This is a genomic window from Streptomyces sp. NPDC044003 (assembly GCF_056435185.1).
The window spans coordinates 394,537-406,859 of the sequence record NZ_JBWKFA010000005.1 but is presented as its reverse complement, the minus strand read 5'-3'; the positions used below and the strand labels follow the sequence as shown (position 1 = coordinate 406,859).

The 12,323-nt window shown below is 73.5% G+C and carries 9 protein-coding genes and 1 pseudogene; 6 read left to right on the top strand and 4 right to left on the bottom strand.

Annotated elements, in window-relative coordinates:
- Positions 1-92 precede the first annotated feature (92 nt).
- On the bottom strand, positions 93-998 hold the full coding sequence (locus AC07AW_RS22330) for a 5'-3' exonuclease (protein ID WP_478817390.1): 906 nt from the start codon (positions 996-998) through the stop codon (positions 93-95).
- Between the two features lie 306 nt (positions 999-1,304).
- Between AC07AW_RS22330 and AC07AW_RS22325 the strand changes: the two genes are divergently transcribed.
- The 4 genes from AC07AW_RS22325 (at position 1,305) to AC07AW_RS22310 (ending at position 5,615) form a co-directional block, all read left to right on the top strand.
- Positions 1,305-2,378, top strand: a complete 1,074-nt coding sequence (locus AC07AW_RS22325; protein WP_478817210.1) for a quaternary amine ABC transporter ATP-binding protein — start codon at positions 1,305-1,307, stop codon at positions 2,376-2,378.
- Positions 2,371-4,185: an ABC transporter permease/substrate binding protein gene (locus AC07AW_RS22320; RefSeq protein ID WP_478817209.1), complete on the top strand. Its 1,815-nt coding sequence runs from the start codon at positions 2,371-2,373 to the stop codon at positions 4,183-4,185. Before AC07AW_RS22325 ends, AC07AW_RS22320 begins: the two co-directional genes overlap by 8 nt.
- A gap of 141 nt (positions 4,186-4,326) precedes the next feature.
- Positions 4,327-4,878: a helix-turn-helix domain-containing protein gene (locus tag AC07AW_RS22315; protein WP_392154516.1), complete on the top strand. Its 552-nt coding sequence runs from the start codon at positions 4,327-4,329 to the stop codon at positions 4,876-4,878.
- Positions 4,875-5,615, top strand: a complete 741-nt coding sequence (locus tag AC07AW_RS22310; RefSeq protein ID WP_478817208.1) for a helical backbone metal receptor — start codon at positions 4,875-4,877, stop codon at positions 5,613-5,615. The genes AC07AW_RS22315 and AC07AW_RS22310 overlap by 4 nt, the downstream gene beginning before the upstream one ends.
- Here the strand turns inward: AC07AW_RS22310 and AC07AW_RS22305 are convergent.
- Complete coding sequence (locus tag AC07AW_RS22305; RefSeq protein ID WP_478817207.1) at positions 5,542-6,702, bottom strand: TDT family transporter; 1,161 nt, start codon at positions 6,700-6,702, stop codon at positions 5,542-5,544. The genes AC07AW_RS22310 and AC07AW_RS22305 overlap by 74 nt on opposite strands.
- A 70-nt stretch (positions 6,703-6,772) precedes the next feature.
- Here AC07AW_RS22305 and AC07AW_RS22300 point away from each other — a divergent pair, with 70 nt between their 5' ends.
- Positions 6,773-7,699, top strand: a complete 927-nt coding sequence (locus tag AC07AW_RS22300) for a LysR family transcriptional regulator (protein ID WP_478817206.1) — start codon at positions 6,773-6,775, stop codon at positions 7,697-7,699.
- A 433-nt stretch (positions 7,700-8,132) separates the two neighbouring features.
- On the opposite strand, the gene AC07AW_RS22295 is transcribed toward AC07AW_RS22300, so the two are convergent.
- Both AC07AW_RS22295 and AC07AW_RS22290 read right to left on the bottom strand, forming a co-directional pair.
- The gene (locus tag AC07AW_RS22295) at positions 8,133-9,758 is read right to left on the bottom strand and encodes an amidohydrolase (protein ID WP_478817205.1); all 1,626 of its coding nucleotides are present in this window, start codon (positions 9,756-9,758) and stop codon (positions 8,133-8,135) included.
- A gap of 358 nt (positions 9,759-10,116) precedes the next feature.
- Positions 10,117-10,737: pseudogene (locus AC07AW_RS22290) on the bottom strand (TetR/AcrR family transcriptional regulator); the annotation flags it as partial.
- Positions 10,738-10,805: 68 nt separating this feature from the next.
- Here AC07AW_RS22290 and AC07AW_RS22285 point away from each other — a divergent pair.
- The gene (locus AC07AW_RS22285) at positions 10,806-12,242 is read left to right on the top strand and encodes a purine-cytosine permease family protein (protein ID WP_478817204.1); all 1,437 of its coding nucleotides are present in this window, start codon (positions 10,806-10,808) and stop codon (positions 12,240-12,242) included.
- Positions 12,243-12,323: the final 81 nt, after the last annotated feature.

The window sequence follows — 12,323 nt, the reverse complement described above, 5'->3', positions numbered from 1 at the left end:
GCGTACTTAGGTATGCCTAAGCTAGCATCTCGTGGCAAGAAAGGCCCGAGCGACGGTGGACCGCCCAGGGTTCACGCGGTCCGCCGCCCCCGTCAGCGCTCCAGGACCGGCAGCAGGCGTCCCACCGCACCGCCCAGGTTCCAGCGCTTCACCAGCGCCTCCAGGGCGGCCGGGTCGCGGGGAGCGGTCGGCAGGGCCGCGTCGAACTCCGGGAGCGGTGCGTCGGCGGCGACCCGCACCACCGTCGGCGCCACGTCCAGGTACGCCGCCGCCTCCACGATCCCGCGCCGCTTCGCCGGCGTCAGCTTCGACGTCCGGTCCTCCGCCGCCGCCCGGACGCCCGCCAGGTCCCCGTACTCCGTGATCAGCTGCGCCGCCGTCTTCTCGCCGATGCCCTTCACCCCGGGCAGGCCGTCGCTCGCGTCCCCGCGCAGCGCCGCGAAGTCCGCGTACTGATCGGGCCGCACCCCGTACTTCGTGCGGATCAGCTCCGCGTCCACCAGGTCGCAGTCCCCGACGCCCTTGCGCGGGTACAGCACGCGGACGCCCCGCGCGTCGTCGACCAGCTGGAACAGGTCGCGGTCGCCGGTGACGATGTCCACGGGCCCCCCGGCGCGGCCGGCCAGCGTCCCGATCACGTCGTCCGCCTCGTACCCCGCCGCCCCGACCCGCGCGATGCCCAGCGCCGCGAGGACCTCCTCGATCACCGGCACCTGCGGGGACAGGGTGTCCGGGATCTCCTCCTCGTCGGGGCCCGTCTCCGTCTCCACGGCCACCCGGTGCGCCTTGTACGAGGGGATCAGGTCCACCCGCCACTGCGGCCGCCAGTCCTCGTCCCAGCAGGCCACCAGATCGTCGGGGTGGTGGTCCTGGACGAGCCGGGTGATGAAGTCGAGCAGCCCGCGCACGGCGTTCACCGGGGTGCCGTCCGGAGCCCGGACGGAGTCCGGCACGCCGAAGTACGCGCGGAAGTAGAGGCTGGCGGTGTCGAGGAGCATCAGGCGTCGCGTCACACCCCGATCATGCCGCACCCCACCGACAGGACCCTCCGTTCCGCGCGCCGGGCCGCGAGGGGATGGGGCGAAGGTGCCGCACGGCACTCGCGGAGCCGTCGCGTGACCCCCGTCACCTTTGCGTTTGCACCCTGTGAAGCCGGGCAGGCGCGAGCCCGGAGCGGAACCCGGTACGGGATTCAACGAAAAGGATCCCCGTACGCGACGGGCCCGCGGGCCGATCCCGCCCGCTCCACGGCCGGCCACGCGGGGGTGGTGGGGCCGTTCTTCATTTCTACCCGTGAGGTGTATGTGTCCAGGCTCCAGGCCGACCGTCTGTACAAGGTGTTCGGCAGACGACCCGACGAAGCCGTCCGCAGGCTCGCCGACGGCGCCGACCGTGATGAGCTGCGTGCCGAAGGGACGACCGCCGCGGTCGTCGACGCCGGCTTCACCGTCGAACCCGGCCAGATCTTCGTCGTGATGGGCCTGTCCGGTTCCGGGAAGTCCACCCTCCTCCGCATGCTCAACGGCCTGCTCGAACCCACGGCGGGCCGGGTCCTCTACGACGGCCACGACCTCACCGCGCTCTCCCCCCGCGAGCTGCGCGAGGTTCGCTCCACCAAGATCAGCATGGTCTTCCAGCACTTCGCGCTGTTCCCGCACCGAAACGTCCTGGAGAACGCCGCCTACGGCCTGGAGGTCCAGGGCGTGCCCCGCGCCGAGCGCGAGACCCGCGCCGCCGAGGCCCTCGAACTGTGCGGCCTCGCCGGCTGGGAGAAGTCCTGGCCCGACGAGCTCTCCGGTGGCATGCAGCAGCGCGTCGGCCTCGCCCGCGCCCTCGCCACCGACGCCGACCTGCTCCTGATGGACGAGTCCTTCAGCGCGCTCGACCCGCTGATCCGCCGCGACATGCAGGACCAGCTCCTCGTGCTCCAGCAGCGGCTGAAGAAGACCATCGTCTTCATCACCCACGACCTCAACGAGGCCATGCGCCTCGGCGACCGGATCGCCGTCATGCGCGACGGCCGGATCGTCCAGCTCGGCACCGCCGAGGACATCCTCGTCCGCCCGGCCGACGACTACGTCGCCTCCTTCATCCAGGACGTCGACCGCTCCCGGGTGCTCACCGCCGCCGCCGTCATGACGGACGCCGCCCCGGTCGACTGCCCCGAGGACTGCGCCTGCCGGGCCGTCGGACCCGACACGCTCGTCGCCGACCTGTGCGCCGTGGCCGCCCTGGCCCCGCACCCCGTGACCGTCGAGGACACCGACGGCTCCGTCCTCGGAGTCGTACCGACGGAACGCCTCCTCGCCGTCATGGGCGGTGTCGCCGCGACGAACGCCCCGATCACCAAGGCCCAGGAGGTGACCGCCCGTGCCTAGGCTCCCCCTCGGCCAGTGGGTCGACAGCTCCGTCGACTGGCTCCAGGCCCAGTTCTCCTGGCTGTTCGACGCCGTCAGCGCCGGCGTCACCGGCCTGTACGACGGCATCGACGCCGTCCTGTCCGCACCCCAGCCGCTGCTCTTCGCCGGCATCCTCGCCGTCGTCGCCTGGTGGCTGCGCGGCCTCGCCGCCGGCGTCCTCGCCTTCGCGGGCTTCGCGCTCGTCGACTCGGTCCAGCTGTGGGACGAGGCGATGTCGACGCTCTCGCTCGTCCTCGTCGCCACCCTCGTCACCCTGGTGATCGCGGTCCCGCTCGGCATCTGGGCGGCCCGCTCGAAGACCGTCAGCGCCGTCCTGCGGCCCGTCCTCGACTTCATGCAGACCATGCCGGCGATGGTCTACCTCATCCCCGGCATCATCTTCTTCGGCGTCGGCGTCGTCCCCGGCATCATCGCCACCATCGTCTTCGCGCTGCCCCCGGGCGTGCGCATGACCGAGCTCGGCATCCGCCAGGTCGACGGCGAACTCGTCGAGGCCGCCGAGGCGTTCGGCACCACCCCGCGCAACACGCTGCTGCGCGTACAGCTGCCGCTCGCCCTGCCCACGATCATGGCCGGTGTCAACCAGGTCATCATGCTCGGCCTCTCCATGGTCGTCATCGCCGGCATGGTCGGCGGCGGCGGGCTCGGCGGCGCCGTCTACCGCGCCATCGGCAACGTCGACATCGGCCTCGGCTTCGAGGCCGGCGTCTCCATCGTCGTCCTCGCCATGTACCTGGACCGGATGACCGGCGCCCTCGGCCGCCAGGTCTCCCCGCTGGGCCGCCGCGCCGCCGCCAAGGCCCGCGCCGCGCTCAGCGCGAAGCGGCCCGGGGCCAAGCTCTGGGCCCACCGCCCGCAGCCCGTCACCGCCCTCGTCGGCGTCGTCGTCCTCGCCCTCGCGGCCGGCGGCATGGGCTTCCTCGGCGGCTCCGGCGGCGCGACCTCCACCACCGCCTCCGGCCCGAACGGCGGCCACGGCAAGAAGGTCAGCATCGGCTACATCCCCTGGGACGAGGGCATCGCCTCCACGTACCTGTGGAAGGAGCTCCTGGAGCGCCGCGGCTACGAGGTCGAGACCAAGCAGCTGGAGGCCGGCGCCCTCTACACCGGCCTGGCCGGCGGTCAGCTCGACTTCCAGACCGACGCCTGGCTCCCCGTCACGCACCAGCAGTACTGGGAGAAGTACCGGAACAAGCTGGAGGACCTCGGCTCCTGGTACGGCCCCACCTCCCTGGAGCTCTCCGTCCCCTCGTACGTGAAGGGCGTCGACTCCCTCGCCGACCTCAAGGGGAAGGCCGGGCAGTTCAAGGGCCGCATCGTCGGCATCGAGCCCAGCGCCGGAATGATGGGCATCCTCAAGGACAAGGTCCTCAAGGAGTACGGCCTGGAGGGCGAGTACAAGGTCGTCGACGGCTCCACGCCCGGCATGCTCGCCGAGCTGAAGCGCGCCTACGAGCGCAAGGAACCCGTCGTCGTCACCCTCTGGTCCCCGCACTGGGCCTACTCCGCCCACGACCTGAAGAAGCTCGACGACCCCAAGGGCTCCTGGGGCAAGGGCGACGGCGTCCACACCCTGACCCGCAAGGGCTTCGCCGCCGAGAACCCCGAGGTCGGCGCCTGGCTGAAGAACTTCTCTCTGACCGAGAAGCAGCTCACGGACCTCGAAGCCGTCATCCAGGAGACCGGCAAGGGCAAGGAGCAGGAGGCCGTCCGCACCTGGCTGGACCGGAACCCGGGCCTCGCGGAGAAGCTCGCCCCGCAGTAGGGCTCTTCGCTCACTGTCCGAAAAGGGGTGGTCGCCGAACGTGTTCGGCGACCACCCCTTTTCGTCACGACGCGAAACCCCGGCCCAAAGCTGCGTAAGGTTCAGGTAACCGACCGGTACGAGCAGAGGGAGGGAGCCGACATGGACGAGAAGGAAGCACCCCGCGTGGGCGCGGCCGTCAAGCGGCGCCGCAGAGCGCTCCAGCTGACCCTGGCCGTCGTCGCCTCCCGCAGCGGCCTCTCCGTGCCCTTCCTCAGCCAGGTCGAGAACGAGCGCGCCCGCCCCAGCCGCCGCTCCCTCGAACTCGTCGCCGAGGCCCTGGAGACCACGGCCGGCGAACTCCTCGCCGCCGCCGAGGCCTCCCGCACCGTCGACGTCGTACGGGCCGGGGAGCGCACCCCGGGCATGCCCGCCGGCGTACGGGCGCTGGTCCGCGGCCGACACCAGCTGCACGCCCTGGAGTTCACCGGCGAGCAGGACGCGGGACGCGAGTTCCAGCACCGGAACGACGAACTCCTCTACGTGGCCGACGGCGCCGCCGAGGTCGAGGCCGAGGGCCGCGCCCACCGGCTCGGCCGCGGCGACACGCTCTATCTCTCCGGTGGCGTACGGCACCGCTGGCGCGCCACCGAGCCCGGTACCCGGCTCCTCGTCGTCGCCATCGGCGACCACGTCGAGGCCGAGGTGGAATGACGGCCGTCCGGGGGACCGTGCGGAGGGTCGTCTCCCTCGTGCCCTCCCTCACCGAGGCCGTCGCCGTCACCGCGCCCGGTCTCCTCGTCGGCGCGACCGACTGGTGCAGCCATCCCGCGGGGCTCGACGTCGTCCGCGTCGGCGGCACCAAGAACCCCGACGTCGCCGCGATCGCCGCGCTCCGGCCCGACCTCGTCCTCGCCAACGAGGAGGAGAACCGCGCCCCCGACCTCGCCGCCCTGCGCGCCGCCGGGCTCGACGTCCTCGTCACCGAGATCCGCACCCTCGACCAGGGGCTGCGGGAACTGGAGCGGGTCCTCGCCGCCTGCGGCGCGCCCCGACGGCCCCGCTGGCTGGACGAGGCGGAGACGGTCTGGGAGTCGGTGGAAGCGCTGGAGCCGGTCACCGCCGTCGTACCGATCTGGCGGCGGCCCTGGATGGTCCTCGGCTCCGACACCTTCGCCGGCGACCTGCTCGCCCGCCTCGGCGTCCGGAACGCCTACGCCGACCATCCCGACCGCTATCCGAAGATCCCCCTGGACGAGCTCCGCGCCGCCGCGTCCGGGCTCGTCGTCCTGCCCGACGAGCCCTACCGCTTCACGCGGGACGACGGCCCCGAGGCCTTCCCCGGGACCGCCGCCGCCCTCGTCGACGGGCGCATGCTCACCTGGTACGGGCCGTCACTGGCCGAGGCCCCGCGGGCACTGGCCCGGGCCCTGCGAGCAGCGCACCGCTGAACAACCCGCGCAGGGTGTGGAAACCGGCCACCAGCCAGGCCGCCACGAGCATCACGTACAGGCCGATCGCCAGCCACCGGAACGCATCCAGACCGGTGTGCTGCGCCAGCCCCTCGGCGCCGGTCACACAGGTCCCGACCGGGAAGGTGAACGCCCAGAAGGTCATCGCGAAACCCATGCCCCGCCGCCGCGCCCGCAGCACCATCGCCCCCGCGAGCACCAGCCACAGCAGCGCGAAACCCATGACCGGGACCCCGTAGAGGACGGCGAAGGCGGCGAAGCCGTGTGCGTACGGGGCGGGCAGCACGCCCGCGGCCGCGTCGGCGAACTTGTTCGCGGCGGTCGTCGACTGGCCCAGCGGGCCGAGGACCAGGAAGAGGGTGGGGGTCAGCGCCAGCGGCAGCGGGCCGCCGGTGACGAGCCGCCCGAAGACCAGCGGCAGCATGACCAGGGTGGCGAGCAGACTGACGCCGAACAGCGCGTAGCAGCCGATCAGCAGCGTCTGCTGCGCCTGCCCGGCGGGCAGATGGGGCACGAGCAGCGGGCCGAGCGCGGCGGAGACCATGGGAGCGACGACGGGAAGCAGCCACACCGGCGACGCGCTCTCGATCCGGTGGTGCACGACCATCAGGTACGGGACGGCCACCGCGGCCACCAGGCCGATCACCGTGCCGGCGGTGAACAGGACGGTGTCGAGGGCGACGGCCGCCGGGAGCCCGATCCAGTCCCGGCCCACGATCATCGCCCCGCCGCCGACCGCGAGCAGCGCCATCGACAGACAGCCGTAGAACGGCGCCATCGCCGGGTCCATGAGATGGGCCCTCGCCTGGTCCCGGTGACGGGCCCAGTGCACGGCCCGGGCGGCGAGCAGGGCGAGCAGCATCGCCAGGGACAGGACCCAGACGGCGGCGCAGGCCGTACGGAGGCCGGGGACGTCCAGGGGGAGGGCGGCGCCCGCGTTGGCGACGATGGCCGTGCCCATCACGGAGGCGTACCAGTTGGGTCCGAGGTGACGGACGGAACGCGTCGCCGGGGCGCCGGGGGTGGTGGCGCGGAGGGCGGGAAGAGGAGGTGCGAGGCTTGCCATGGCCCGATCGTTTCGCGCCGGAACCGCCCCCACCAGGGACGTTAAGGCTATGAGGCCATAAGCTGCCTTTATGAGCAGCGAGCAGGGCGAGACGCCGAACCCCCTCCACCACCGGGTCCCCGACCTCGGCGCGCTCGAACTGCTCCTCGCCGTCGCCCGGCACGGGAGCCTCGGCGCGGCGGCCCGCGAGGTCGGCATCACCCAGCCCGCCGCCAGCAGCCGGATCCGCTCGATGGAACGCCAGCTCGGCGTCGCCCTGCTCGACCGCTCGCCGCGCGGCTCGCGGCTCACCGACGCCGGCGCCCTCGTCACCGACTGGGCGCGGCGGATCGTGGAGGCCGCGGAGGCCTTCGACGCGGGCGCGCAGGCGCTGCGCGGGCGGCGGGACTCGCGGCTGCGGGTGGCCGCGTCCATGACGATCGCCGAGTACCTGCTGCCGGGCTGGCTGATCGCGCTGCGCGCCGAGCGGCCCGACACCGCGGTGTCGCTCCAGGCCGGGAACTCGGCCGCCGTCGCGGAACGGCTCCTCGCCGGCGAGGCCGACGTCGGCTTCGTCGAGGGGCTCGCCGTGCCGGACGGCCTCGACGGGGTCGTCGTCGCACACGACCGACTCGCTGTCGTCGCCGCGCCCTCGCATCCATGGGCCCGGCGCCGGGGCCCGCTCGACCCGGCGGAACTGGCCGCGACCCCGCTCGTCCTGCGGGAACGCGGCTCCGGCACCCGGCAGGTCCTGGACGCGGCGCTCTCCGCGTACGGCGGGCTCGCGCAGCCGCTCCTCGAACTCGCCTCCACGACCGCGGTGAAGGCCGCGGCGGTGAGCGGGGCCGGGCCGGCGGTCCTCAGCGAGCTCGCGATCGCGGAGGAGCTGGCGTCGCGCCGGCTGGTGGCGATCCCGGTGGAGGGCGTCCTGCTCCGCCGCGACCTCCGCGCGGTCTGGCCGACGGGCCCCCGCCCAACGGGCCCGGCCCGAGACCTCCTGTCCTTGACCCGAGGCTGACACCCCGCCCCCGCCGGGCCGACGCCTTCCCGCGCGAACCCGCACCCGGTGGGCGGCGCCCCAGCCCGTGTGGGCCCGCGCCCGGCGGGGGCGGTGCCCCCCGCCCACGCCCGTGTGGGCAATCGTCCCGCTGGGGCGGGACGGGTGGGCACACGGGACGGCGCCCTCTAGCGGCGCCTCCGCGTTCCGCGCCTGGACCCGCACCCCAAGCGGCGGCGCACATCGTGGTGCGGGTCAGGGCGCGGGAGCCTCTGGCGCCGGCAGGGCGCGGGTCCGTTGTGCCCACCCGTTCCGCCCCTTGCGGAACGCCTGCCCACAACGGGGGCGGGTGGGCGCCGCCCCGGCGGGACCGGTGTCCACAACGGGGGCGGCGGGTGGGCGCCGCCCCGGCGGAACTGTTGCCCACAACGGGGGGCGCCGCGCCGGCGGGACGTCAGGCGTTCGTCGCTCGGAACGTCACCCGGCCCGACACCGTCGTCAGGACGACCGGAACGTCCGGGAGTTCCGTCGACGGCGTCGAAAGCGGATCCGCCGCCAGCGCCGTCAGATCGCCGCGGTAACCCACCGCGAGCCGCCCCGCCTCATGCTCCTCGCCCGCCGCGTACGCCGCCGCCGTCGTCATGCCCCGCAGCGCCTCCAGCGCCGTGAGCGCCTGCTCCGGTCCGTGCGGCGCCTGCCCGAGGTCACGGCTCGGGCGCCGGTGCCGCGCCCCGGCCATCACACCCAGCGGCGGGAACGGCGCGATCGGCCAGTCCGAGCCGAGCACCACCGTGGCACCCGACTCCGACAGGTCCCGGCAGCGCCACGCGCGCGCGGCGCGCTCCTCGCCGAGGCGCCGCGACCAGTTGTCCGTGTGGTCGGCGCGCGTGAAGTCGCAGCAGTGCGTGGGCTGCATCGACGCCAGGACGCCCAGCTCCGCGAACCGCCGCAGCGTGTCGTCCGGCACCGTCTCGATGTGCTCCACCCGGTGACGTACCTCGCCCCCACCGGCCCGCGCCTTCTCGACGGCGTCGAGGACGTGCCGTACCGCCGCGTCACCGATGGCGTGCGTCGCCGTCGACACACCCGCCCGGTGCAGCTCCCCGATGATCCGGGTGTACGCCTCCGGGTCCGGCCAGAACGCGTGCGTCGACTCGCCGTGGCAGTCCGGGCGCTCCAGCCACGCCGTCCCGTTGTCGATCGTCCCGTCCATGAAGAGCTTCACGCCGGCGACCTGCCACAGCTCGCCCCCCGTGCCCTGGAGCGCGATCAGTTCCCGTACCCCGAGCTCGTCCGTCCCCGGCTGGCACCACGGCGCGACCCGGAGCCGCAGCGGCAGCTCACCCGCCGCGTCGAGCTCCCCGTACAGGGCGAGGCTGTCCCCGTTGGCGTCCATGGCGTGCCCGCCGGTGAGCCCCGCCGCCGCCATGGACCGCAGCGCCGTGGCGAGCCGCTCCCAGCTCTCCTCGCGCGTCGGCCGGGGCGCGACCCGCTCGACCAGCTCGCAGGCCGCGTCCTCCTGGAGCAGCCCGGTGGGGCGCCCGTCGGCATCGCAGACGACCTCCGCCGACGCCTGGTCGAAGGTGCGGGGGCCGTCGACCCCGGCGAGTTCGAGGGCCCGGCGGCTGGCCAGGGCCGAGTGGGCGTCGAAGAGCAGCAGGAAGGCCGGCACGCCGTCGAGCACGGTGTCGAAGGGCGCGGTGCCGACGGGCAGGTCGCCGAAGACGTTCGGGTCGAGACCCCAGCCGAACAGCCACTCGCCGCGCTCCAGGCCCCGCACCTCGCGGGCCAGCGCCTCCCGCACGTCGTCGATGTCGGCGCAGTACGACAGGTCGAGGCCGTGGGTGAGTTCGGCGCCCGACACCGGGTGCAGGTGGCCGTCGACGAGGCCGGGGGTGACGACGGCCCCCTTGAGGTCGACGACGGTGGTCCCCGCACCGGCCAGCGCCCGGATCTCGCGGTCGTCGCCGAGGGCGGAGATCCGGCCGTCCTCGGAGACGGCGAGCGCGGTCTCCGGCAGGAACGCCCCCGTGCCGGGGTCGAGCAGGCGAGCGGAGAGCAGGGCGAGTCGGGTGCGCACGGGTGGCTCCAGGAAGAGTGCGAGAGGGGGTAGGTGTGGGGGTGGGTGGGGTGTGTGGGGTCGGTGGGTTGGGTGGGCGGTGGACGTCCGCTCGGCCCGAGGGCGCCGGTCGGGCCGAGGGCGCCGCTCGGGCCCACGGGCGCGGCCTCGACCGGCTGCCCTCCGTGAGGCTCGACGGCGCCGACGTTGATCGGCGAGGGACAGCGGACGGCTGCCGTCGTCAGTGCGACTCGGTCGGCTCCGTCGACTCGACCGCCTCCGTCGGCGCGGCCGACTCGACCGCCTCCGTCGGCGCGGCCGACTCGACCGCCTCCGTCGGCTCCGTCGCCTCCGTCGGCCCCGCCGGCAGCGTCACCTCCGTCAGCGCCCCCCGCTCCAGGCCCAGTTCCCGTTCCGCCGTCGTCACCGCCATCCGCGTCACCGCCTCCGGGCGGTTGCTGCGGTCCGTGTTGGCGTGCGCGCCGAGGCCGTCGAGGACCACCAGGATCTGGATGGCCGTGGCGCGCGGGTCGTCCGTGCGGAACTCGCCCCGCTCGACGCCCTCGCGGATGAGTCCTTCGAGGCGGTCGTCGGAGGCGAGCTCCTGCTCGCGGACCCGGTCGCGCAGGACGGGCCGGTAGCGGCTGAGGTGCCGGGCGTTGATCCACAGGCGGCTGATGTCGTCGTACGCCTCTCCGGCCGAGAGGGCGAAGTAGCGCGCGAGGTACTGCGTCGGGGTCCCGCCGGGACGGTCCGCGGGCAGCAGGGCGTCGAGCTCACCGGTGGACGCGACGCTGAACGCCTCGGCCACCAGATCCTCCGCCGACGGGAAGTAGTGGCTGATCAGACCGGGTCGTACGGCGAGCTCGTCGGCGATCCGCCGGAGCGTGACGCACTCCAGGCCCTCGGTCAGGGCGACCCGGGCCGCGGTCTCCACGATCTCCGCCCTACGGGCTTCGGGTGTTTTCCGAACTCTCTTGCGCTGGACGCTTGACGTCATACCGGCGATGCTATTGAGTGTGCGACCAATAAGCAACCAGGTGGGCACGACAGCATCCGGAGGGCCGCATGGCTTCCACGATCCCCGACCCCGGCGCCGCTCGCGCCGAGGTCACCCCGCCGGCCGTCGACCGGCCGGGCCGCATCGAGGCCCACGGCATCGATCACATCCCCGACACCGAGCGCCACGGGCATCCCCGTGAGCTCTTCTCCGTCTGGGCCGCCGCGAACGTCAACTACCTCAGCCTCGTCATCGGCGGCGCCCTCGTCCTGATGGGCCTGAGCCTGTGGCAGGCCGTGGCCGTGACCGTCGTGGGCAACGTCTTCTGGCTGTTGACCGGGCTCCTCGCCACCTCCGGACCTGCCGCGGGTGCGCCCAGCGAGGTGATCACCCGCGCTCTGTACGGCGTCATCGGCAACCGGGTGAACAACGCGATCGGCGGCTGGCTGGTCTCCGTCTGCTACTTCGCGCTCAACCTCGCCGCCGCCGCGACCGCCGCCTTCGCGCTCGTCGAGAAGGCCGGGATCACCGCGAACACGCCCGTCAAGGTGGCCGTCATCGTGGTGATCGCCGCCCTCACGCTGGCCATCAGCGTCTACGGCCACGCCCTGATCATCAAGCTGTACCTGCCGATCACCCTGGCCCTGGCGGGCGCGTTCACCGTCGTCGCCCTCTCGGTCTTCCGCCACGCCGACTTCTCGTACACGCCGGCCGAGCCGCTGACCGGTGTCGACCTCTGGGCGGTGATCATCGCGGGCACCACGATGGTCGCCTCGGGCCCGCTCTCGTACACGACGAGCGCCGACTTCTCCCGCTACCTGCCCCGTGCGGCCTCGCCGAAGGCGATCGCCGGCTGGACCGCGCTCGGCGCCTTCGTCCCCAGCATCATCGTCGGATCGCTCGGCGCCTTCGCCGCGACCGCCGTCGACATGACCGACCCTCAGAACGCGCTCCAGGAGATCCTGCCGGGCTGGTTCGTGCCCGTCTTCCTGCTCGCCCTCGTCCTCGGCACCATCTCCATCAACGCCCTGACCGCGTACAGCGCGGGCCTCGCCCTCCAGGCCGTCGGCCTGCGCATCCGACGCACCGTCAGCGTCCTCTTCGACGGCACCGTCGCCGTCGCCGCCACCCTCTACGGCCTGCTGGTCTCCAACTTCCTGGACACCGTCAGCAACGCCCTCCAGGTGATCGTGGTCCTGATCGGCCCCCTCATGGCCGTGTACGCCACCGACATCGTGCTGCGACGGAACCGGTACGACGGCCACGCGCTCGCGGACGAGACCCCCGGCAGCCCCTTCTGGTTCACCGGTGGCGTCAACTGGGCGGGCGCCCTCTCCCTGATCGTGGGCGTGGCCGCGGCCGCCCTCTGCGTCAACACCCTCTACACCGGTCCGGTCGCGTCGGCGCTCGGCGGGATCGACCTCTCCATGCCGGTCGGCATGATCGTCGCCTCCGGCCTGTACGTGCTCCTGGGCCGCCGCGCGGTGGCGGCGACGAGCCTCTGACCGGTGGGGGTGGGCCTCACGGGCCCTGCCCCTACCTCCCCCGAGCCGTGAGGGTCGCGGTCCCCCTCATGCCCGAGCTCG

Bases quoted from the DNA above. Each gene is read 5' to 3' on its own strand.
- AC07AW_RS22330 (WP_478817390.1), bottom strand. From the start codon at position 998: ATGCTCCTCGACACCGCCAGCCTCTACTTCCGCGCGTACTTCGGCGTG.
- AC07AW_RS22315 (WP_392154516.1), top strand. From the start codon at position 4,327: ATGGACGAGAAGGAAGCACCCCGCGTGGGCGCGGCCGTCAAGCGGCGC.
- AC07AW_RS22310 (WP_478817208.1), top strand. From the start codon at position 4,875: ATGACGGCCGTCCGGGGGACCGTGCGGAGGGTCGTCTCCCTCGTGCCC.
- AC07AW_RS22305 (WP_478817207.1), bottom strand. From the start codon at position 6,702: ATGGCAAGCCTCGCACCTCCTCTTCCCGCCCTCCGCGCCACCACCCCC.
- AC07AW_RS22300 (WP_478817206.1), top strand. From the start codon at position 6,773: ATGAGCAGCGAGCAGGGCGAGACGCCGAACCCCCTCCACCACCGGGTC.
- AC07AW_RS22285 (WP_478817204.1), top strand. From the start codon at position 10,806: ATGGCTTCCACGATCCCCGACCCCGGCGCCGCTCGCGCCGAGGTCACC.